Annotated in this window: 23 protein-coding genes; 15 read left to right on the forward strand and 8 right to left on the reverse strand. The window is 60.7% G+C overall.

The window, feature by feature from the left end; all coding sequences use genetic code 11:
• The first annotated feature begins 70 nt into the window (after positions 1 to 70).
• The 3 genes from gorA to IEX75_RS13550 all read left to right on the forward strand — a co-directional run bounded on the left by gorA (position 71) and on the right by IEX75_RS13550 (position 2,643).
• The gene (gene gorA / locus IEX75_RS13540; RefSeq protein ID WP_188794824.1) at positions 71 to 1,417 is read left to right on the forward strand and encodes a glutathione-disulfide reductase; all 1,347 of its coding nucleotides are present in this window, start codon (positions 71 to 73) and stop codon (positions 1,415 to 1,417) included.
• A 24-nt stretch (positions 1,418 to 1,441) separates the two neighbouring features.
• The gene (gene hutG / locus IEX75_RS13545; RefSeq protein WP_188794825.1) at positions 1,442 to 2,221 is read left to right on the forward strand and encodes an N-formylglutamate deformylase; all 780 of its coding nucleotides are present in this window, start codon (positions 1,442 to 1,444) and stop codon (positions 2,219 to 2,221) included.
• Between the two features lie 197 nt (positions 2,222 to 2,418).
• On the forward strand, positions 2,419 to 2,643 hold the full coding sequence (locus tag IEX75_RS13550) for a hypothetical protein (protein WP_188794826.1): 225 nt from the start codon (positions 2,419 to 2,421) through the stop codon (positions 2,641 to 2,643).
• 81 nt (positions 2,644 to 2,724) lie between these two features.
• Here IEX75_RS13550 and IEX75_RS13555 read toward each other — a convergent pair whose 3' ends face one another.
• The 7 genes from IEX75_RS13555 to asnS form a co-directional block, all read right to left on the reverse strand.
• Entirely contained in the window at positions 2,725 to 3,153 is a 429-nt protein-coding gene (locus tag IEX75_RS13555) for a RidA family protein (protein ID WP_188794827.1), read from the reverse strand.
• A complete protein-coding gene (gene can, locus IEX75_RS13560; protein WP_188794828.1) occupies positions 3,150 to 3,818 on the reverse strand; it encodes a carbonate dehydratase in 669 nt (222 codons plus the stop codon). The genes IEX75_RS13555 and can overlap by 4 nt, the downstream gene beginning before the upstream one ends.
• Before the next feature lie 10 nt (positions 3,819 to 3,828).
• Positions 3,829 to 5,280: an aldehyde dehydrogenase gene (locus IEX75_RS13565; RefSeq protein WP_188794829.1), complete on the reverse strand. Its 1,452-nt coding sequence runs from the start codon at positions 5,278 to 5,280 to the stop codon at positions 3,829 to 3,831.
• Positions 5,281 to 5,354: 74 nt separating this feature from the next.
• Positions 5,355 to 6,146: an SDR family oxidoreductase gene (locus IEX75_RS13570; protein WP_188794830.1), complete on the reverse strand. Its 792-nt coding sequence runs from the start codon at positions 6,144 to 6,146 to the stop codon at positions 5,355 to 5,357.
• A gap of 13 nt (positions 6,147 to 6,159) precedes the next feature.
• Complete coding sequence (locus IEX75_RS13575) at positions 6,160 to 6,486, reverse strand: hypothetical protein (RefSeq protein ID WP_188794831.1); 327 nt, start codon at positions 6,484 to 6,486, stop codon at positions 6,160 to 6,162.
• Positions 6,483 to 7,280, reverse strand: a complete 798-nt coding sequence (locus IEX75_RS13580; RefSeq protein WP_188794832.1) for a MalM family protein — start codon at positions 7,278 to 7,280, stop codon at positions 6,483 to 6,485. The genes IEX75_RS13575 and IEX75_RS13580 overlap by 4 nt, the downstream gene beginning before the upstream one ends.
• Positions 7,281 to 7,294: 14 nt before the next feature.
• A complete protein-coding gene (gene asnS, locus IEX75_RS13585) occupies positions 7,295 to 8,695 on the reverse strand; it encodes an asparagine--tRNA ligase (RefSeq protein WP_188794833.1) in 1,401 nt (466 codons plus the stop codon).
• A gap of 129 nt (positions 8,696 to 8,824) precedes the next feature.
• Here asnS and IEX75_RS13590 point away from each other — a divergent pair, with 129 nt between their 5' ends.
• The 7 genes from IEX75_RS13590 to radA all read left to right on the forward strand — a co-directional run bounded on the left by IEX75_RS13590 (position 8,825) and on the right by radA (position 14,860).
• Positions 8,825 to 9,151, forward strand: a complete 327-nt coding sequence (locus IEX75_RS13590; RefSeq protein ID WP_188794834.1) for a HesB/IscA family protein — start codon at positions 8,825 to 8,827, stop codon at positions 9,149 to 9,151.
• Positions 9,152 to 9,316: 165 nt separating this feature from the next.
• Positions 9,317 to 9,745 (forward strand): 30S ribosomal protein S6, encoded by a 429-nt coding sequence (rpsF, locus tag IEX75_RS13595; protein ID WP_188794835.1) that lies wholly within the window; start codon positions 9,317 to 9,319, stop codon positions 9,743 to 9,745.
• Between the two features lie 17 nt (positions 9,746 to 9,762).
• Positions 9,763 to 9,993 (forward strand): 30S ribosomal protein S18, encoded by a 231-nt coding sequence (gene rpsR / locus IEX75_RS13600; protein WP_074552179.1) that lies wholly within the window; start codon positions 9,763 to 9,765, stop codon positions 9,991 to 9,993.
• A 106-nt stretch (positions 9,994 to 10,099) separates the two neighbouring features.
• Positions 10,100 to 10,552 carry a 50S ribosomal protein L9 gene (rplI, locus tag IEX75_RS13605; RefSeq protein WP_188794836.1) on the forward strand — a complete coding sequence of 151 codons (453 nt, stop codon included), beginning with the start codon at positions 10,100 to 10,102 and terminating at the stop codon, positions 10,550 to 10,552.
• 234 nt (positions 10,553 to 10,786) lie between these two features.
• On the forward strand, positions 10,787 to 12,178 hold the full coding sequence (locus IEX75_RS13610) for a replicative DNA helicase (RefSeq protein ID WP_188794837.1): 1,392 nt from the start codon (positions 10,787 to 10,789) through the stop codon (positions 12,176 to 12,178).
• A gap of 144 nt (positions 12,179 to 12,322) precedes the next feature.
• Entirely contained in the window at positions 12,323 to 13,411 is a 1,089-nt protein-coding gene (alr, locus tag IEX75_RS13615; protein WP_188794838.1) for an alanine racemase, read from the forward strand.
• Positions 13,412 to 13,480: 69 nt separating this feature from the next.
• Complete coding sequence (gene radA, locus IEX75_RS13620; protein ID WP_188794839.1) at positions 13,481 to 14,860, forward strand: DNA repair protein RadA; 1,380 nt, start codon at positions 13,481 to 13,483, stop codon at positions 14,858 to 14,860.
• A 7-nt stretch (positions 14,861 to 14,867) separates the two neighbouring features.
• On the opposite strand, the gene IEX75_RS13625 is transcribed toward radA, so the two are convergent.
• A complete protein-coding gene (locus tag IEX75_RS13625; protein ID WP_188794840.1) occupies positions 14,868 to 15,677 on the reverse strand; it encodes a cytochrome C assembly family protein in 810 nt (269 codons plus the stop codon).
• 277 nt (positions 15,678 to 15,954) lie between these two features.
• Here IEX75_RS13625 and ffh point away from each other — a divergent pair, with 277 nt between their 5' ends.
• The 5 genes from ffh (at position 15,955) to rplS (ending at position 19,397) form a co-directional block, all read left to right on the forward strand.
• Complete coding sequence (gene ffh / locus IEX75_RS13630) at positions 15,955 to 17,337, forward strand: signal recognition particle protein (RefSeq protein ID WP_188794841.1); 1,383 nt, start codon at positions 15,955 to 15,957, stop codon at positions 17,335 to 17,337.
• Between the two features lie 116 nt (positions 17,338 to 17,453).
• The gene (rpsP, locus tag IEX75_RS13635) at positions 17,454 to 17,705 is read left to right on the forward strand and encodes a 30S ribosomal protein S16 (RefSeq protein ID WP_188794842.1); all 252 of its coding nucleotides are present in this window, start codon (positions 17,454 to 17,456) and stop codon (positions 17,703 to 17,705) included.
• 2 nt (positions 17,706 to 17,707) lie between these two features.
• Positions 17,708 to 18,220 (forward strand): ribosome maturation factor RimM, encoded by a 513-nt coding sequence (gene rimM, locus IEX75_RS13640; protein ID WP_188795686.1) that lies wholly within the window; start codon positions 17,708 to 17,710, stop codon positions 18,218 to 18,220.
• 7 nt (positions 18,221 to 18,227) lie between these two features.
• The gene (trmD, locus tag IEX75_RS13645) at positions 18,228 to 19,013 is read left to right on the forward strand and encodes a tRNA (guanosine(37)-N1)-methyltransferase TrmD (RefSeq protein ID WP_188794843.1); all 786 of its coding nucleotides are present in this window, start codon (positions 18,228 to 18,230) and stop codon (positions 19,011 to 19,013) included.
• An 18-nt stretch (positions 19,014 to 19,031) separates the two neighbouring features.
• The gene (gene rplS, locus IEX75_RS13650) at positions 19,032 to 19,397 is read left to right on the forward strand and encodes a 50S ribosomal protein L19 (RefSeq protein WP_188794844.1); all 366 of its coding nucleotides are present in this window, start codon (positions 19,032 to 19,034) and stop codon (positions 19,395 to 19,397) included.
• Positions 19,398 to 19,742: the final 345 nt, after the last annotated feature.

Below are 19,742 nucleotides of genomic sequence, written 5' to 3' on the forward strand. Positions count from 1 at the left end.
GTGTTTGTACGGGATTCCGGCTTTCGCCGGAATGACATCTGAATAGTTGATAATCCATTCCGGAGGATGCATGAGCGAGCGCTTCGACCTGATCGTCCTGGGGGCAGGTTCCGGCGGACTGAGCGCCGCACAGCATGCGGCGCGACTTGGTGCACGCGTCGCGCTGTTCGATCCGGATGCACTCGGCGGCACCTGCGTGAACCGTGGATGCGTACCGAAGAAGGCGATGTGGTTCGCCGCGCAGATTGCCGACATGCATCGGATTGGCGCCGAAATCGGTTTCGAAACGACATCGCTGCGTCTGGATTGGGCACGCTTTCGCACCTTGCGCGATCAATACATCGCCGGTATCCGGCATCGCTATGCAACGCGCCTGGATATGGCAGACATACGCGTGATGGCTGAAGCAGCGCGGCTTGCTTCAAACGATATGGTGGTGACGGCACAGGGCACGCAGTTCAGTGCGCCGCATATCGTGATCGCCACGGGTGCACGTCCACGCCGGCTCGACATGCAGGGCTTCGAGCTGGGCATGCTGTCCGACCAGATATTCATGCTCGATGCGCCGCCGCAGCACATCGCCATCGTGGGCGGCGGCTACGTAGCGGTGGAGTTTGCTTGCGTGATGCGCAGCTTGGGCTGCCAGGTGGATTTGCTGGTTCGCGAGAATCTGTTGACTGGCTTCGATCTTGAACTGGTTGAGGCGTTGGCTGTGCAAATGCAGTCGCACGGTATTCGCATCGTGCGCAACACGCAGATCAAGGCAGCGCGCGGGCAACCGGGCGAGGTCACGTTGGAGGCGACGGGCGGCGTCGAGCACGGTATTTACGATGCCGTGTTGTGGGCCGTTGGACGCGTTCCCAACAGCGATGACTTAGGCCTCGAACAACTCGGCGTTGAATGCGACGAAGCCGGCCATGTACTGGTCGATGCCTTCCAGAACACCAGCGTGCCTGGCATCTATGCCGTGGGTGACGTGACCGATCGCAGGGCGCTTACCCCCGTGGCGGTTGCGGCGGGGCGCGCTTTGGCGGAGCGGCTGATCGGTGGACACGCCGATGCGAAGTTCGATGACAGCGTCATTCCCAGCGTAGTGTTCTCCGAGCCGCCGCTGGGTTCGGTCGGTCTTACTGAACAACAGGCGCGTGCCCGCTATGGCGATGCAGTGAACGTGCACACCGGCCGCTATACGCCTTTGCTGTGGATGGTGGCGGGTCGTTCCGAGCAAAACGTGGTGAAACTGCTGAGCGTGGGCGAAGAGCGCAAGGTGGTTGGCATCCACGTGCTGGGGCCGGGCAGCGACGAATTGCTGCAAGGTTTTGCGGTGGCGATGCAGAAAGGCCTGACTTGGCAGGACCTCAAGTCGACTATCGCGATCCATCCCACGGCGGCGGAGGAGCTGCTGTTGCTGCACTGAGCGCAGACGGGCGACACTGGAGGAATGGATACCTTCACGCTTACCCGCGGCAATGTGCCGCTACTCATCAGCCTGCCGCATAACGGCACCTTGCTTCCCGACGATCTGGCCGCGCGGATGCAACCCAGCGCGCGCCGCGTCCCAGATACCGACTGGCACGTTGCGCGGCTCTACGAACCGCTGGTGCAAGAGCTGGGGGCCAGCGTGATCAAGCCGGTGGCCTCGCGCTATGTGGTTGATCTCAATCGTCCCGCCGATGGCCATGCCCTGTATCCGGGGCGTCGTGAAACGGGGCTGGCGCCCACGATTGGCTTCGATGGCGAACCGCTCTACCTGGATGGGCAGGAGCCGGATGTGGATGACATCCGCCAACGCGTCGAGACATGGTGGCGCCCCTATCACGAGGCCCTGGCCGGAGAGCTGGCAAGGCTGAAGGCCCTGCACGGCCGAGTGGTGCTGTGGGACGGCCATTCCATCAAGAGCCACGTACCCATGCTGTTCGAAGGGCGCCTGCCGGACTTCAACCTGGGCACCGCCGATGGCGCAAGCTGCAGTGCCGATCTCCAGTGGCAGCTGACCAACGTCCTGGAAGCCCAGCGCCGCTACGATTTCGTGGTCAATGGGCGCTTCAAGGGTGGCTACATCACCCGCCATTACGGGCAGCCGGCGGAGGGTGTGCAGGCGGTGCAGCTGGAACTGGCGCAATGCCAGTACATGGACGAGGAGAGCTTCGCCTGGGATGAGGCCAAGGCCTCTGCAGTCCAGGCCACCCTTCGTGAGTTGTTGCGTTGCTGCCTTGTCTGATGCCTGTCAGACATGGCAGGTAGCAAGAGCCTGCCTGGCATGGTTTGTTTAAATAGCTACCGGTAACTCGAAGTTTTCCTACGCTCGTTCAGTTTCGGTATGCCGAAGTGGTTGCATTGTTAGGGCCGTCACGCCGCCCGCGATAGCCGGGTTCCGGCCGGGTCCGTGGCGACTAAAAAATCTCGAGGCTCATGATCATGATGCGTAAACTTGCGATCGCTTCCCTGCTCGTGGCAGGTGTCGCTCTTTCCGGTTCGGTGCTGGCTCAGGACTCGTCGGCTGCTGCCCCGGCTGCCGCGTCGACGTCGGCCCCCGCCAAGCACACCCATCACACCAAGTCCTCTTCGACCACCCATAAGACCCACAAGTCGAAGAAGGCCAGCAGCAGCGAGCCGGCTTCCAGCGGCACCGCTGGCAAGTAATCTCCTCATCCATTCGGATGAAAGACCCGGTGGGCGAAGGCCCCCGGGTTTTTTTATGGGTTTGATTTTATGGGCTTGGTTTTACGAGCGTGGAGCCGGCAGCGCGGCGATGCACTTCAACTCGATCGCGATCGGTGTCGGCAATGCGGTAATGCCCAGTGTGGTGCGGCAGGCATCTACACCTTGGAAATATTCCGCGTAGAGGCGGTTGTAGATGGGAAAGTCTTGCGCCATGTCGGTGAGGAACACGGTGATGTCGACCAGATCTTCCCAATGTGCCCCGCTTGCTTCGAGCACGGCACGCACGTTCGCGAACACTTGCCGGCACTGCTGTTCGATGTCGTAGCCGATCAGCTTTCCTTCTGCGTCATGGATGTTGCCGGGTATGCGGTTAGTACCGGGCTCACGCGGTCCGACACCAGAAAGAAACAGCAGATCTCCCACGCGGCGCGCATGTGGATAGGCGCCTACCGGGGCAGGGGCCATATCGGTGCGTACGACGTTGCTCATCGCAGTTCCTTTGCGCGGCGCATCAGGAGCTCTAACGCTTGTTCGTAGCTGGGGCGCAGGGATTCGCGCGAGGAAACGTGCATGCCCAGGTCATGCATGTGGCCATTGGAGAGGCTGTAGCACCACGCGTGCACCGAAAGCGGTTGGCCACGATCCCAGGCGTCCATCAGGATGGTGGTCTGGCAGACGTTGACTACCTGCTCGATCGCATTGAGTTCGCACAATCGCATGTTGCGCAGAGGCATGGAATCCAGCGTTGCCAGTTTGTCCACGTGCTTGTGGGCTACATCGCCCACGTGGCGCAGCCAGTTGTCAACCAGGCCGAGCCGGCGCTCGTCCAGGACGGCCTGCACGCCGCCGCAACCGTAATGGCCAACCACGATGATGTGCTCCACTTTAAGGACGTCCACGGCGAACTGGATGGTGCTGAGGCAGTTGAGATCCGTGTGCGACACCACATTGGCGACATTGCGTTGCACGAAGATCTCGCCGGGCGGCAGATCGACGATCTGCGTGGCGGGGACTCGCGAGTCGGAGCAGCCGATCCAGAGGTATTTGGGCGATTGCTGCTTGGCCAGGCGCTCGAAGAATTTCGGATCGGCTTCCGACACCGACGCCGACCAGCGACGGTTGCTGTCGATCAGATCTTGCAGTGGACTGCTCAAGATGTTTTCCTCAGTAGCGAATGCAAATATTGCGCGGCTCGGTGAAGAAGCGCAGCGCTTCTACGCCGCCCTCCCGACCGACACCGGATTGCTTGCTGCCGCCAAAGGGCGTGCGCAGATCGCGCAGCAGCCAGCAGTTGATCCACACGATGCCGAATTCCAACTGTGCACCCAAGCGATGCGCACGCGACAGATCCTGGGTCCATAGTGACGCGGCAAGTCCATAGCCAGTGCCGTTGGCGATGGCGATGGCCTCGGCTTCGTCTTCGAACGGGATCAGCGTGACCACCGGGCCGAAGATTTCTTGCTGATTGGTCGGGGTGTCGTTGGACAACCCTTCGATCACAGTGGGCGCGATAAACCAGCCTTCGGAACAGCGTCCATCGAGCTTCAGCTCGCCACCACCGCAGAGAACGCGCCCGCCTTCCTTGCGTGCCTGCTCAATGCAGTGCATCACCTTGTCGAAATGCTCGCGCGATACCAAGGCGCCGAGATCGGTGGAGGCTTGTTGCGGATCGCCCACTCGCAGTGCTTGTACTTTGGCGAGATAGCGTTCGCGGAAGCTATCGTAGATCGAGTGCTGCACCAGCAGACGCGAGCCGCACAGGCAGATCTCCCCCTGGTTGGCGAAACCTGAGCGCACAATGGTGTCGAGGTTTTCCTCGCTGAGGTCGGCATCGGCGAACACGATGGCCGGGTTCTTGCCGCCCATTTCCAGCGACACTTTCTTGAATCGCGGCGCGGCCGTGGCGGCAATGCTAGCTCCGGTGCGCGTGCTGCCGGTGAACGAAATGGCCTTGATCGCGGGATGCTCGATGATGGCTTGACCTGTCGTGGGGCCACGGCCTTGCACGATGTTCAGTACGCCGGCTGGAAAGCCGGCTTCAATGCTCAACTCACCAAGCAACGCTGCGGTACAAGGCGTGATTTCGGACGGCTTGGCGACCACGGCATTGCCGCTGGCCAACGCGGGTGCGATCTTCCAGGTGAAGAGGTATAGCGGCAGATTCCACGGACTGATGCAGCCGACCACACCAAGCGGATGGCGCAAGGTGTAGTTGATCGCGCCGCCTTCCATCGCGTGCGATTCGCTCTCCCAGCCGATGATGGCGGCGGCGAAGAAGCGTAGATTGGATACGGCGCGCGGAATATCCAGACGCTTGGCAAGCGCTACGGGCTTGCCGCTGTCGCGCGATTCGAGCTCGGCGAATGCGTCGAGTCTGGCTTCGATCAGATCGGCGAGCTTATGCAGCAGACTGGCGCGTGTTTCGACGGGCGTTGCAGCCCAAGTCGGCGCTGCCTTTTGGGCTGCCTTGACGGCGGCATGGATGTCGGCAGCGGTGGAATCAGGGCATTGCGCGAACACCGCGCCGGTGGCGGGTTCGTAGACGTCGAGCCAGTGATCGTCCACCGGAGCCTGCAGGCGACCGTCGATGAGGTTGGCGAGGCGTGTGCTTAGCATCCTTGCAAGCTTAGAACCTGTTCGGGTGGAATGCACCGGACGCGGCCGTACGTATGCATGTCGCCTTACGACAATTAGCTCAACGCTTTCGTACGCCCTCCATCGACCGCAATGCTCACACCATTGACGTAAGCGGCTGCTGGCGTGCAAAGGAACGCAATCACCGCAGCTACTTCGCCAGGTTCACCGAAGCGCCGTGCTGGCACCGCGGCGGCCATTTCCTTCGCCAATTCTTGTTCGTTGCGCCCAGTCTTTTGGGCTTGCATGGTCAGAATGCCGTCCAGCCGGGCCGTGCGAGTGTAACCAGGCAGCACATTGTTGACGGTGATGCCATCTGCAGCCAATTCGATGGCCATCGTCTTGGCCCAGGCAGCCATCGCGGCACGAACGGTATTGGAGACGCCAAGTCCGGGGATCGGTTCTTTCACCGAGGTGGAAATCACGTTCACGACACGCCCGTAGGCACTGTCGCGCATGCCAGGCAATACCGACTGTAGCAGTGTGTGCGCGGCCAGCACGTGTTGGCGAAAGGTATCTGCGAAGGCAACAGTCTCAGCGCTGTGGATAGGGCCACCGGGCGGGCCACCGGTGTTGTTGATCAGGATATGCACCGGGTTGGCTTCGACGATGTCAAAAGCGGCAGCCTTCAGCGCGTTGGTGTCCAGCATGTCTACGCTGTGCCATGTGTGCTTTTGTGAAGCATGCTTGCGCGGCAGGCTCTCAGCCAACATGGTGAGTTGTTCGGCGGAGCGCGCCAGCAGGGTGACATCGGCGCCGAGTTCGGCAAGTTCGATGGCCGTAGCGCGGCCGATGCCTTGCGATGCGCCACACACCAGGGCGTGACGTCCGCTCAGATTCAAATCCATGTGATCTCCTTTTTCAGGAACGGCTGTGCCATTGCATGGCCAACGCGGCGAGCCAGCAGCCCCAAGCCAGCCACTGACTGTAACGCCAGGTACGCCACAGGCGTGTGATCGCGGCATCGTCGATCGCAGCGATGGCTGGTGAGCGCAGCACGCTCTGCATGCGCAGCCACAATTGTGGACCGTGCGCGGCCTGTGCGCCCCCGGTATCCACGATTACTCTCCAGTGTTGCGGATAGTCTTCGCGCAAATGCTTGGCTATGCGGAATGGCAACACGGCATGCGTGATGAAGCAGGCAAGGCCAATCAACAGCAAACCGATGTAGACCACAACGGGAATCAAGGGCTTCTCCGCGTCACGCCTAGATCCGCGCCAATCGAGTTAAGCAGGCCGTTGCCTTGCGGGGCCTTGCCGCAGACGGCCTTGCTCACGGCTTGCTTATAGCTTTTGTCCATCAGGCCGACCCACACCACGCCTTCTGGTCCATGCTGGATCTTGTAGCTGCCGCCCATGGTCGTGGCGGTTGGCGTGGTGCTGCTGGTGGTGGAGAACGTGCTGGCCGATTGTTCCCAGTACGTGTTGTCCGATTGCTGCTTGGCGGAGCTATAGATCACCAGATAGCGCACGCGGGTATCAGTGACTTCAACGCTGCCGAATGCACCGCTGTCGTTATTGGTCCAGCCCATGTATTCGCATAGTTTCACGTCTTGCGAGTCGATCGGCTGGAACGCTTCATCGAGTTGCACCACGGTAGGCGCGAACAGATAGCTGCTGCTGGTGACGGAGCGACCGACCAGCTCCGACTTAATGCCGACCTTGTAAGGCAGTTTCACGTCCTGCGGCAGCGTGAAGCTCAGAAAGTAGCTGCGCGAACCGTTGATGGCCGCTACCTGGCTGCCGGGGCCGAGTTCAAAGCGCTGCGGCTGCCAAGGCAGTCGTGCCTGGTACGAGAAGTCGGCGAAGGTCGTGCAACAGGGCGTGGCGTCGGCGAGTGCCTTCTTGGCATCTGCCAGCGGACGGATCGGCTGACTTTGTGGCAGCAGATCGGTAGGCAGCGGAAACTTGGGCAGCTTGACGCTATGGCAGGCGGCAAGCACCAGGATGGATGCAAATAGGAGTACCAGTTTGAGACGCATAGGTGCTTAAGAAATCAGAATTCGGCGCTTCCTGCCGCACGTGGATAGGGAATGGCATCACGGATATTGGTCAGGCCGCACACGTAAACAAGCAGACGTTCGAAACCAAGACCGAAGCCTGCATGCGGCACGGTGCCGTAACGGCGCAGATCACGGTACCAGCCGTACGTGGCAGGATCGAGACCGAACTTGACCATGCGACGGTCGAGATAATCCAGGCGCTCCTCGCGCTGGCTGCCGCCGATGATCTCGCCGATGCCGGGGGCGAGGACGTCCATGGCGGCGACGGTTTTCTCGTCGTCGTTCAAGCGCATGTAGAACGCCTTGATCTGCTCCGGGTAGTTCATAACGACCACGGGGCGGCCGATATGTTTCTCGGCCAGATAGCGCTCGTGCTCGGTTTGCAGGTCAACGCCCCACACGACCGGGAATTCGAACGTGTGGCCGGATTTCTTGAGGATCTCGATGGCGTCGGTGTAGTCGATGCGCTCGAACGGCTGGCTGATGAAGGTTTCCAGACGTGTAATGGCTTCCGGCAGCACGCGCTCGGCAAAGAACGCCATGTCATCAGCACGTTCTTCCAGCACGGACTTGAAGATCGCCTTGAGGAAGGCTTCCGCGCAATCGGCGTCGGCAGCGAGATCGGCGAACGCGATTTCCGGCTCCACCATCCAGAACTCGGCCAAATGACGTGGCGTGTTGGAGTTCTCGGCTCGAAAGGTGGGGCCGAAGGTATAGACCTTGCTCATTGCCAGGCAGTACGCCTCGACGTTGAGCTGGCCGGACACGGTGAGGAAGGCTTCGCGGCCGAAGAAATCCTTGCGGAAATCGATCTTGCCCTTCTCATCGCGCGGTAGGTTGGCCAGGTCCAGCGTGGACAGGCGGAACATGTCGCCTGCGCCTTCCGCATCGGAGGTGGTGATGATCGGCGTGTTGATCCAGAAGAAGCCCTGTTCGGTGAGATGGCGGTGGATCGCCGTCATCATCGTGTGGCGCACGCGTGTCACGGCGCCGAAGAGGTTGGTGCGCGGGCGCAGGTGGGCTACTTCGCGCAAGAACTCCATCGAGTGCTGCTTGGGCTGAATCGGATATGTGTTCGGATCGTCGACCAGACCGGTGACGGTGACATGGTCCGCCTGCAATTCGAAAGCCTGGCCTTTGCCCTGGGAGGGTGTCAACGTGCCGCTGACGATCAAACCGGCGCCTGTGGTGAGGTGTTTCACCTCGCTCTCATAATTGGCCAGCGTGGCCGGAACTACGGCCTGGATGGGGTCAAAGCAGGAACCGTCAGTGACGTTCACGAACGACAAGCCCGCCTTGGATTCACGCACGGTACGTACCCAGCCGCGCACGGTTATCTTGCTGCCGGCCTCGAGTTTGCCGGAAAGGGCCTGTTTGACGCTGACCACCGTCATGGATTGAAACTCCTGGAAGAGGCGCCCATCTGTTCATGGGCGTGAAGGCAAGCGGGCATGATAATGTAGTCGTGCCGCACTGCGACATGCCCAACGTGCTCAAGTGCCCGATTTAGAACCGTTGTCCCTATGACTATCTCAATCACCCCCTCCGCTCAGCAACGCATGCGCCAGTTCCTCGCGCAGGCGCCGTCTGCCGCTGGCGTCCGTTTCGGCGTGAAGCGCACCGGGTGCTCGGGTTTTGCGTATGTGGTGGATCTGGCCGAGCAACTGGGCGAGGACGACCAGACGTTCCAGATCGAAGGCGTGCCAGTGATCGTCGACGCCAAGAGCCTGCCGCTGGTGGAAGGCACCGAGATCGACTTCCAGCGCCAGGGGCTCAATGCCAGTTTCGTGTTCCGCAACCCCAACGCCACGGGCGAGTGCGGGTGCGGGGAGAGCTTCACCGTCGGCTGAGCTGCACGTAGCCTCAGCTAATTCAGCGACTTGCGTCCGCTCGTTCACCCCGCTTACAATTCCGCTTCTGTCTACGCCAAACAGGCGCCAGGCAGCCCTTGCCTCACCGCATGCCGCGGGAGGCTGCGAGGCCCGTAAGGGTCGCATCCTTAAGGAGTTTTCCCGATGACCTTGCGTCATTACGAAGTTGTATTCCTGGTCCATCCCGACCAGAGCGAACAGGTTCCGGCGATGATCGAGCGTTACAAGACGCTGATCGCCTCCGACGGCGGCAAGATCCACCGTCTGGAAGACTGGGGCCGCCGTCAACTGGCGTACCCGATCGTGAACCTGGCCAAGGCTCACTACGTGATGCTCAACATCGAAGTGAGCCAGAGCGTGCTGAACGAGCTGGAGTCGGGCTTCCGCTTCAACGACGCCGTGCTGCGCCACCTGGTGATCAAGCGCGACGAGGCCGATACCGAGCAGTCCTTCATCCTCAAGAGCAAGGAAAAGGACGACGCCAAGTCCTCCCGCCGTCGTGACGACGACGCCGAGGGTGAAGACCGTCGCGTGGGTCGCGCTGACAGCGACGACGCCGATCTCGAAGACTGATCCAGGAGCCAGAACCCATGTCCAAGTTCTTCCGCCGCCGCAAGTTCTGCCGCTTTACGGCCGAAAATGTCAAAGAGATCGACTACAAGGATCTCAACACGCTGCGCCAGTACATCACCGAAAACGGCAAGATCGTGCCCAGCCGCATCACCGGTACCAAGGCGCGTTACCAGCGTCAGCTGGCTACGGCGATCAAGCGCGCGCGCTTCCTCGCGCTGCTGCCGTACACCGATAACCACGACGTTTAATAGGTTTACCCGCCTCGCCCGCAAGGGCGGGGCGGTTTCATCCCTTCGGACAACCGTCCACGGCTGCATCGGGCCGCTCCGGTGCTAACGAATCGAGGAATCAATCATGGAACTCATTCTTCTTGAGAAGGTGCGCAACCTCGGCAACCTTGGCGACAAGGTCAATGTGAAGCCGGGCTATGGCCGTAACTACCTGCTGCCGCAGGGCAAGGCCGTGCGCGTCAACGCCGAGAATCTCGCCGCCTTCGAGGCACGCCGCGCCGAATACGAAGCTAAGGCCAACAAGCTGCTTTCCGACGCCCAGTCGCGCCACGCCAAGCTGACCGACGTGACGGTGACCATCGCCGCCAACGCCAGCCCAGAAGGTAAACTGTACGGCTCGGTGGGTCCGCGTGAAATTGCTGATGCCCTGCAGGCTGCCGGTCATGACATCCACAAGGGTGAAGTGATCCAGGGCGAAGGCCCGATCCGCCACATCGGCGAATTCGAAGTGGTGATCAGCCTGCACGCTGACGTGCAGAACACGGTCAAGGTGGTTGTGGTTCCCGAGAAGCAGTAAGTCTCGGCGAATCGGTTGCGGCACTCGGTGTGCTGCAACACGACCAAGTAACAAGCAAAGGCACCTCGTGATAACGCGGGTGCCTTTTGTTTTCTCGAGCTCTCGCTTTATCCCCAGCCTCCCACAAGATATCCACAGACTTATTGTCTTACACCGTGAGACAGCACCGCGTATGCTCGCAGCTTATGCCTGCCTACACGGCGCTGCGCGTACCCCTTGCTACAGGGAATGTCCATGTCCTTCGTCCCCGAACGCAAATCCGCCCTTAGCGCCGTCGAAGCCTTGCGCGTACCACCGCACTCCATTGACGCGGAGCAAGCGGTGCTAGGTGGGCTGATGCTGGCTGCCGATGCCTTGGACCGTGTTGCCGACAAACTCGGCGAACAGGATTTCTACCGCAAGGACCATCGCCTGATTTGGCGGGCTATCACCGAGCTTGCCAATAAAGGCATGCCTTGCGATGCGATCACATTGGGCGACTGGTTCGAGGCCAATGGCCTGGCCGAAATGGTGGGCGGCGCCAGCTATCTGGTCGAACTGGCGAACACGACGCCGAGTGCGGCGAACATCATCGCCTATGCCGAAATCGTGCGTGAAAAGTCGGTGCTGCGGCAGTTGATCGATGCCGGTACCGCGATCACGGAAGACGGTTACCGTCCGGAAGGCAAGACCGTGCACGAGGTGCTGGAAACGGCGGAGCAGCGTGTCTTCCACATTGCGGAATCCGGCGCGCGCGGCAAGAAGGACACTGTCTCCATGCGCGAGGCGGTGAAAGATGCCTTTCGCCAGCTGCACGAGCGCTACCAGAATCGCGGCCAGCTCACCGGTATCTCCACCGGCTTTACCGATCTGGACAACCTCACTTCGGGTTTGCAGCCGTCGGACCTGATCATCGTCGCGGCGCGTCCGTCGATGGGCAAGACCGCCTTCTCCGTCAACATTGCCGAAGCCTGTGCCTTGCGGGCCAAGAAGCCGGTTGCGATTTTTTCGATGGAAATGTCCGCATCACAGCTGGCCTTCCGTCTGATCTCTTCGGTGGGCCGCATCCATGCGCAACACCTGCGTACAGGTGATCTGGCCGAAGAGGATTGGCCGCGTGTCACCAATGCCATCGCGCTGCTGTCTGAAGCGAAAATCTTCATCGACGACACGCCCGGCCTTTCGCCAGTAGAAATGCGCTCACGCTCGCGACGCTTGGCGCGCGAGCATGGCGGTCTTGGCCTGATCGTTATCGACTACTTGCAGCTGATGCAGGTGCCGGGCAACAAGGAAAACCGCGCCACTGAAATTTCCGAAATCTCGCGCTCGCTGAAGGGCCTGGCAAAGGAACTCAACGTGCCGGTGATCGCCTTGTCGCAGTTGAACCGCTCACTAGAACAGCGCGCAGACAAGCGGCCGATGATGTCGGACCTGCGTGAATCGGGCGCCATCGAGCAGGACGCGGACGTGATCATGTTCATTTACCGCGACGAGTACTACAACAAGGAGTCAGCGGACAAAGGCCTGGCCGAGATCATCATCGGCAAGCAGCGTAACGGTCCTACGGATACGGTGAAGCTGACCTTCCTCGGCCATTACACCAAGTTCGAGAACTACAGCCCCGACTCCTATACCGGGCATTTCTGAACCGGCGCTGCCCGCGCATCGCCATCTTCTTGTCCTGATCCAGGGCTTGCTTGCCGGTAACCTATGCTGCAGCGAACAGGCGCCGTAGGTTTCCTGCTCGCTTACTTCTTCCTTGAAGGTGCTAACTCTGCCGCAGCCAGGATTATGAGTCGTACCACTGTCGCCACCATCCATCTCGGCGCATTGCGCTACAACCTCGCTCGGATCAAAGAGCTGGCCGCGCCGGCGAAGGTCATGGCGGTGGTCAAAGCCGATGCCTATGGACATGGACTGGAGCGCGTCGCGCGTGCGTTGGATGGTGCCGCGAATGCGTTTGCAGTGGCATCGCTCGGCGACGGTCTACGTTTGCGTGCGGCGGGGCACCGCCAACGTATCGTAGTGTTGTCCGGACCCGATCAGGCCGGTGATATCGCTGAAATGCAACGGCTTGGCCTCGATGCCGCCATCCATCACGAAAGCCAACTGCAGTGGTTGTCGGAGGCATCGCCTGCACGCGGTCGCCTGCACGTCTGGTTGAAGGTGGATAGTGGCATGCACCGGCTCGGCTTTGCTCCCGAGCACGCGGCGGCGGTGCATGCACAGCTGGCAGCGATGGCGGGTATCGATCCAGATATCGGTCTGATGACGCATTTCGCCGAATCCGAAGTTTTTGATGGTGAGCGCACCCTCCAGCAGATCGAGCGGTTTCGGACGGCAACAAACCATCTTTCCGGTCCGCGCTCGCTTTCCAATTCCGCCGCCGTCCTGGGGTGGCCTGAAGCGCGCGGGGATTGGGTGCGTACCGGCGGCCTGCTATATGGGCTATCCGTTGTTGAAGAAAAAAGCGGTGCCGATTTCGGTTTTCGGCCAGTCATGACGTTGGCTACGCGTCTGATCGCCATCAACTCCATCAAGCGCGGTGAGCGCATCGGCTATAACGGCCTGTGGGAGTGCCCGGAAGATATGCCGGTCGGTGTTGCTGCTGTCGGTTACGGTGATGGTTATCCGCGCAGTGCCGCGGCGGGTACGCCCGTGCTAGTCGGCAGCAGGCGCGTGCCGCTGATCGGACGTGTCTCGATGGATCTCATTACGCTGGATTTGCGCGATGCGCCTGACGCCAAAGTGGGCGATCGTGTCGTGCTGTGGGGGCCGGAGCTGCCAGTGGAATTCGTCGCTGCGCAGGCTGGCACCATCAGCTATGACCTGACGTGTGGGATGACTCGGCGCGTCCTGTTCGTGGAAGACGAGCAGTAATCACTTGTCTCGCGGCCTGCGATCGATGCAGGCTAAGCTCTCACCTATCGATTCCACGCAAGTATTGTCATGGCCAAAGCCAAAACCGCCTACGTCTGCACCGATTGCGGCGCCGAACATACGAAATGGCAAGGTCAGTGCATGGAGTGCGGTGCATGGAACACGCTGTCGGAGTTCGTGGTACAGCCGGCACAGAAATCCGTAGGCGCTGCGAGACAAAGCGGTTATGCCGGTGTAGCCAATGGCGCGGCACGAGTCACGCCGCTTACCGACGTGCTGGTGACGGCTGAATCGCGGACGTTGACGGGCATTGGTGAGCTGGATCGCGTGTTGGGCGGTGGTCTGGTGGACGGCTCAGTTGTATTGATTGGTGGTGATCCGGGTATCGGCAAATCGACGCTGCTTTTGCAGATGCTTGGTACCCTTGGCGCAAAGCTGCCCAGCGTGTATGTCACCGGCGAAGAATCGCTCGCCCAGGTCGCTGCACGCGCGCAGCGACTTGATCTGCCACTGCAGCCCTTGCATGCATTAGCCGAGACCGGCATCGAACGCATCCTCGACCAGGTTTCCGCCACGCGGCCGCGCGTGCTGGTGATCGATTCCATTCAAACGATCTGGACCGATCTGCTTACTGCCGCACCCGGTTCGGTAAGCCAGGTGCGCGAATCTGCCGCCAAGCTCACGCGTTTTGCGAAGGAAACCGGCACGTCGGTCTTCCTCGTTGGCCATGTCACCAAGGAAGGTGGCATTGCAGGGCCACGCGTGCTTGAGCATATGGTCGATGCCGTGCTTTATTTCGAGGGCGAATCCGGCAGCCGCTTTCGCGTGCTGCGCGCCTTCAAGAATCGTTTCGGCGCAGTCAATGAACTTGGTGTCTTTGCGATGTCGGAGAAGGGCCTGCGCGAAGTGCCCAATCCATCCGCGATCTTTCTTTCTGCGCACAGTGGACCTACTTCCGGTAGTGCCGTCATGGTTACGCGCGAAGGTACACGCCCGTTGCTGGTGGAGGTGCAGGCGCTGGTCGATCAATCGTCGCTCGGGAATCCTCGTCGCGTAGCACTTGGTCTCGAACAAAACCGTCTGGCCATGCTGCTGGCTGTGTTGCACAGGCACGGCGGTGTGGCGGCGTACGATCAGGATGTCTTCGTCAATGTTGTCGGCGGCATTCGCGTGCAGGAAACGGCTGCCGATCTTCCGGTGCTGCTTGCCGTACTTTCGTCCCTACGCGACCGCCCCTTGCCTGAAAAGACGATTGCCTTCGGCGAAGTCGGCCTTTCGGGTGAAATTCGTCCGGTTCCCAATGGGGAAGAGCGTATGAAAGAAGCGGCACATCATGGGTTCCAGCGTGCCATCGTGCCGAAGGCCAACGCCCCTAAGAAGGGGCGTGTGGGTGACATGGAAGTGATGGGTGTGGAACGCTTGGCGCAGGCGATTGACGCCTGTCGTTGATGTCCACTCAATCCACTGCGCGATGCAGTATTACTTCCAATACGAACTTCGATCCAAAGAATGCAAGTACCAGTACGCTCATACCGATCAGCGTGAGGTTTACCGCGCTGCGTCCTCGCCAGCCATGCCGCCAGCGGCCATAGAGCAACGCGCCAAACACCAGCCACGCAATGATCGACAGCACGGTCTTGTGCACTAGATGCTGGCCGAACAGGTTGTTCACGAACAGGATGCCGGTGAGCAGCGCTATCGTGAGCAGTGCAAAGCCCGCCCCAATCAAGCGAAAAAGCAGGGATTCGGTCAGCGTCAAAGGTGGCAGAGCGCTCAGCCATGGGCCGATATGGCGATGCCGCAGGGCTTTTTCCTGGATGGCGAGCAGAATCGCCATCGCTGCGGCGATCGACAGCACGCTAAAGGCAAGCAGCGCCACGGTGACGTGCAGCTTGATGTGCCAATCCATGGTTATCGGCATCGTCGAGGGGGCAAAAAAGCTATCGACAAGCAACAGCAGTGCGCTGAGTGGAAATACGATAACGCCGAGCGCCACGACGGGGCGAGTGAGATTCACGACCAGCGTGAGTGCCGACACCACGCATGCCACTAGCGAAAGCGCGGCGAAGAAGTGCAAATCCAACGCGCCGCGATGCGCTGCCAGCAACCACGCGGCGTGAGTTAGTACGGCAAGCGTGGCAATGACCAGTGCCGGGCGTGCGACCTTGACCGGCGCAGCAGCGCGGCTATCGAACAGCGGCCACGCCAACAACCCGCTGGCAAGCAGATAGCAGATGACGGCAAAGATGGAGAGGGCGGCAAACATGGCGTGCAAGTGTGGCACAGGGTGGTGATAGGGTGAACGCGAGGCCCTCGGGCATCCTGCGGTGTTGAGGCGACTGTATCGACGTATGAGTGCATGGAGCCGAGTGGCGGTTTTCTGTGCATGAGGTAAGGCGAGGGATCAGTACAAGGACCATTCTCGAGCGCGGATGCGCATCCGATCCCTCGTCAGATAGCCGCAGATGCGCCCCCTTCCCGGGAAGCGCCTCGGCGCGGCTCTGGTATCATTGCCAATCCATTTGCTCTACCTATTCGTCCTTATGTTCGAATCCCTCAGCCAGCGCCTCTCCGCCACCGTCAACCGCCTGCGTGGCCGCGGCCGGTTGACCGAGGAAAACATCCGTGAATCGATGCGCGAGGTGCGTATCGCGTTGCTGGAAGCAGACGTTGCGCTGCCGGTGGTGCAGGCATTGATCGAGCGCGTGAAAGTGCGTGCGGTCGGCCAGGAAGTGCTCCAGAGCCTGTCGCCCGGCCAGGCCTTGGTAAAGGTGGTCAGCGACGAGCTGACTGCAGTCATGGGCACGGCGAATGCCGAACTGAATCTTGCTCAGCAGCCACCGGCCGTGGTGCTGATGGCTGGCCTTCAAGGCGCTGGTAAAACCACAACCGTAGCCAAGCTGGCGCGGTTTCTGACTGAGCGCAAGAAGAAGCGCGTGATGGTGGTGAGCTGCGACGTATACCGTCCTGCCGCTATCGAGCAGTTGCGAACGTTGGCTGAGCAGGTCGGGGTGAAATTCTTCCCGTCCGAGGCTGGGCAGAATCCGGTCGATATCGCCAAGGCGGCCATCAGCGCCGCGCGCAAGGAAGTAGTGGACGTGCTGCTGGTGGACACTGCCGGCCGTCTGCATGTCGACGAAGCGATGATGGCCGAGATCAAGGCACTGTATGCCGCGATCACGCCGATCGAAACCTTGTTCGTGGTCGACTCGATGACCGGTCAGGACGCGGCCAACACCGCCAAGGCCTTTGCCGAAGCGTTGCCGCTCACCGGTGTGGTCCTTACCAAGACTGACGGCGACGCCCGCGGCGGTGCGGCGCTCTCGGTGCGCTACGTCACCGGCCGGCCGATCAAGTTCCTCGGTGCAGGCGAGAAGACGGACGCGCTTGAGCCGTTTTACCCAGACCGCGTTGCGCAGCGCATTCTGGGCATGGGCGACGTGCTATCGCTGGTCGAGGAAGTGGAGCGCAAGGTCGACCAGGAAAAGGCACAAAAGCTGGCCCAAAAGGTGATCAAGGGCAAGCGCTTTGACCTCAATGACATGCGTGACCAGCTTGAGCAGATGAACAACATGGGTGGCTTGGCTGGCCTGATGGACAAGCTGCCTGGCGTCTCTGCGCTGCCTGAGAACGTGAAGTCCAAGGTCGGCGACGGTGAGATCAAGCGCATGATCGCGATCATCAGCTCGATGACCAAAAAAGAGCGTCGTCATCCGGACCTGCTCAACGGGTCCCGCCGTGCTCGCGTGGCGCGCGGCTCTGGCACGCAGCCGGCGGACGTCAATCGTCTGCTGAAACAGTACATGCAGATGGAAAAGATGATGTCCAAGCTCTCCAAGGGCGGCACGAAGGGTCTGCTGCGGCAGATGCGTGGCGCCATGAAGGGTATGGGTGGCATGGGTGGCGGCTTTCCGCCGATGCGTTGAGGCGCTGAACCGCTAACCCCTTCCTTTTTCCACGAATTTCATTAAAATGTCGCGTTTACCGCGTCCAGTCTAGGGCGTGTTTGCCGGGCATGCCGGCAACTCTGGAGCTTTTAACTATGGTCAAGATTCGTCTTTCGCGCGGTGGCGCCAAGGGCCGTCCGTTCTACCACGTCGTTGTCACCGACTCGCGCAGTGCGCGTGATGGCCGCAACATCGAGAGCGTGGGTTTCTACAACCCGGTTGCCGCGGGCAAGGACAAGCGCCTTGAGCTGAACGTTGCGCGCGTGCAGGAATGGGTGGGCAAGGGCGCTCAGTTGAGCGACAAGGTTGCCTCCCTGTTGAAGGAAGCCGCCAAGCAGGCTGCTTGAGCATGACCGCAGCCGGTCGGCGCGTCCTGGTTGGACGCATCGTCGGGTTGTACGGCGTGCAGGGCTGGGTCAAGCTCGAATCCTGGACCGAGCCCCGTGCGCAGATCTTCAAGTACCAGCCCTGGCAGCTCACGGCGCCGGGCCAGGACATGGAGATTAAGGGAGTCAACGGTCGACCCCAGGGTAAGGGCCTCATCGCCAAGTTTCCTGGGGTAGACGATCGGGATGGCGCCGCAGCACTGGTAGGGCTGGACATCTACGTCGCCCGCGAGCTGCTACCGCCGCCCGGCAAGGATGAGTATTACTGGGTCGATCTCGAAGGCCTTGAGGTCGTCACCACCGAAGGTGTGGCGTTGGGACGCGTGAGCCATCTGTTCGCGACCGGTGCCAACGATGTGGTGGTCGTAAGGGATGGCGAGCGCGAGCGGCTGGTTCCTTTCGTCCAAGGTGTGTACGTGTGTTCGGTGGATATTTCCGGCGGCCGCATGGTAGTGGACTGGGATCCCGAGTTCTGAGGGTCCGATGCGCATCGATGTCGTCACGCTGTTCCCAGACTTCATGCGCCAGTGCGCCGCCGTCGGCGTCGTGGGACGCGCGCAGCAGCGTGAGCTGTTGCAGGTGGAAACCTGGAACCCGCGCGATTACGCCACCGACAATTACCGTACCGTGGATGGCCGCACTTGCGGCGGTGGTCCCGGGATGGTGATGCTGATCGAGCCTTTGCGCAAAACCCTTGCGGCGATGCGCGAAGCGGCACCGGAGCCGGTGCATGTGATTTACCTCAGTCCGCAAGGAGCGCGGCTGACGCAGGGTAGGGTAGAAGCGCTGGCCAAGATGCCGCGCCTTGCTTTGCTCTGCGGTCGTTACGAAGGTGTGGACGAGCGTTTGCTGGCGCACGAGGTCGACGAGGAACTGTCCATCGGCGATTATGTGCTGTCCGGCGGCGAGCTGGGTGCCGCAGTGATCATCGATGCGGTGGGCCGCTTGCAGCAAGGCGCGTTGAACGATGCACAATCGGCCGAGCAGGATTCCTTCTCGAACGGTTTGCTGGACTGTCCGCACTACGCAAAACCGGTGCACGATGCACTGGGTGACGTACCGGAGGTGCTGCTTTCCGGCGATCACGCGGCCATCCGCCGCTGGCGTCTGAAGCAGTCGTTGGGACGAACCTGGTTGAGGCGTCCTGATTTATTGGCGCAGCGCGCGCTGGATAAAGAGTCTCGTGCGCTGTTGGATGAATTCCGCCGTGAGCATGCTCAAGCACAGCCACGGCAAAACGATGCGGCCGATGAAGACCGCAGTCATTGAACAAAGACAGGTGTTGTCATGAACAAGATCATCGAACAGTTCGAAGCCGAGCAGATTACCCGCCAGCTGCCGGAGTTCGGCCCTGGCGACACCGTGGTGGTCAACGTCAAGGTGAAGGAAGGCAACCGCGAGCGCGTGCAGGCGTTCGAGGGCGTTGTGATTGCCAAGCGCAGCCGCGGCCTGCATTCGGCCTTCACCGTGCGCAAGATCTCGCACGGAACCGGCGTAGAGCGCGTGTTTCAGGCGCATAGCCCGAGCATCGAGTCGGTGCAGGTGAAGCGCAAGGGCAAGGTGCGTGGCGCCAAGCTGTACTATCTGCGTAACCTTGAAGGTAAGGCAGCGCGCATCAAGGAAGACATTGCTGCTTCTACGTCCGGCGACTGATTCCAGTCGACGCCATAGATAAGCAAAAGCCCGCGGAGTGATCCGCGGGCTTTTTGTTTTTCTCCCGTAGAAAGGGGCGTACTTTGAGGACACCCGGACTTGATCCGAGGGTGCCTCAAAAATCCCGCATGTCTCTCTGTTGGGTTACGTGACGCTAACCCAACCTGCGCTCCGCCTTTCGAATAGTGGATGGAAAACCGTAACCAGCCGAACCTCATGGATTGATCGAGGTTTTGCTGGGACACGTCATGCGGGTGTTCTACCGTTGCGATAACGGGCGGGCTTTACGTGTGCTGGATATTCGCTCAGCAGATCGCGTGCTTGAGGTGGGTTGTGGCGCTGGGC

This window comes from Dyella nitratireducens (assembly GCF_014642835.1).
Taxonomy (GTDB): domain Bacteria; phylum Pseudomonadota; class Gammaproteobacteria; order Xanthomonadales; family Rhodanobacteraceae; genus Dyella_B; species Dyella_B nitratireducens.

What these genes read in the sequence shown, in the direction of transcription:
- asnS (WP_188794833.1), bottom strand. Translation starts at nt 8,695, where the DNA reads ATGACGGTGGTCAGCGTCAAACAGGCCCTTTCCGGCAAACTCGAGGCC.
- gorA (WP_188794824.1), top strand. Translation starts at nt 71, where the DNA reads ATGAGCGAGCGCTTCGACCTGATCGTCCTGGGGGCAGGTTCCGGCGGA.
- rplS (WP_188794844.1), top strand. Translation starts at nt 19,032, where the DNA reads ATGAACAAGATCATCGAACAGTTCGAAGCCGAGCAGATTACCCGCCAG.
- rpsF (WP_188794835.1), top strand. Translation starts at nt 9,317, where the DNA reads ATGACCTTGCGTCATTACGAAGTTGTATTCCTGGTCCATCCCGACCAG.
- IEX75_RS13590 (WP_188794834.1), top strand. Translation starts at nt 8,825, where the DNA reads ATGACTATCTCAATCACCCCCTCCGCTCAGCAACGCATGCGCCAGTTC.
- IEX75_RS13570 (WP_188794830.1), bottom strand. Translation starts at nt 6,146, where the DNA reads ATGGATTTGAATCTGAGCGGACGTCACGCCCTGGTGTGTGGCGCATCG.
- rplI (WP_188794836.1), top strand. Translation starts at nt 10,100, where the DNA reads ATGGAACTCATTCTTCTTGAGAAGGTGCGCAACCTCGGCAACCTTGGC.
- rpsR (WP_074552179.1), top strand. Translation starts at nt 9,763, where the DNA reads ATGTCCAAGTTCTTCCGCCGCCGCAAGTTCTGCCGCTTTACGGCCGAA.
- hutG (WP_188794825.1), top strand. Translation starts at nt 1,442, where the DNA reads ATGGATACCTTCACGCTTACCCGCGGCAATGTGCCGCTACTCATCAGC.
- IEX75_RS13580 (WP_188794832.1), bottom strand. Translation starts at nt 7,280, where the DNA reads ATGCGTCTCAAACTGGTACTCCTATTTGCATCCATCCTGGTGCTTGCC.
- rpsP (WP_188794842.1), top strand. Translation starts at nt 17,454, where the DNA reads ATGGTCAAGATTCGTCTTTCGCGCGGTGGCGCCAAGGGCCGTCCGTTC.
- radA (WP_188794839.1), top strand. Translation starts at nt 13,481, where the DNA reads ATGGCCAAAGCCAAAACCGCCTACGTCTGCACCGATTGCGGCGCCGAA.
- IEX75_RS13610 (WP_188794837.1), top strand. Translation starts at nt 10,787, where the DNA reads ATGTCCTTCGTCCCCGAACGCAAATCCGCCCTTAGCGCCGTCGAAGCC.
- alr (WP_188794838.1), top strand. Translation starts at nt 12,323, where the DNA reads ATGAGTCGTACCACTGTCGCCACCATCCATCTCGGCGCATTGCGCTAC.
- rimM (WP_188795686.1), top strand. Translation starts at nt 17,708, where the DNA reads ATGACCGCAGCCGGTCGGCGCGTCCTGGTTGGACGCATCGTCGGGTTG.
- ffh (WP_188794841.1), top strand. Translation starts at nt 15,955, where the DNA reads ATGTTCGAATCCCTCAGCCAGCGCCTCTCCGCCACCGTCAACCGCCTG.
- trmD (WP_188794843.1), top strand. Translation starts at nt 18,228, where the DNA reads ATGCGCATCGATGTCGTCACGCTGTTCCCAGACTTCATGCGCCAGTGC.
- IEX75_RS13565 (WP_188794829.1), bottom strand. Translation starts at nt 5,280, where the DNA reads ATGCTAAGCACACGCCTCGCCAACCTCATCGACGGTCGCCTGCAGGCT.
- IEX75_RS13550 (WP_188794826.1), top strand. Translation starts at nt 2,419, where the DNA reads ATGATGCGTAAACTTGCGATCGCTTCCCTGCTCGTGGCAGGTGTCGCT.
- IEX75_RS13625 (WP_188794840.1), bottom strand. Translation starts at nt 15,677, where the DNA reads ATGTTTGCCGCCCTCTCCATCTTTGCCGTCATCTGCTATCTGCTTGCC.
- IEX75_RS13555 (WP_188794827.1), bottom strand. Translation starts at nt 3,153, where the DNA reads ATGAGCAACGTCGTACGCACCGATATGGCCCCTGCCCCGGTAGGCGCC.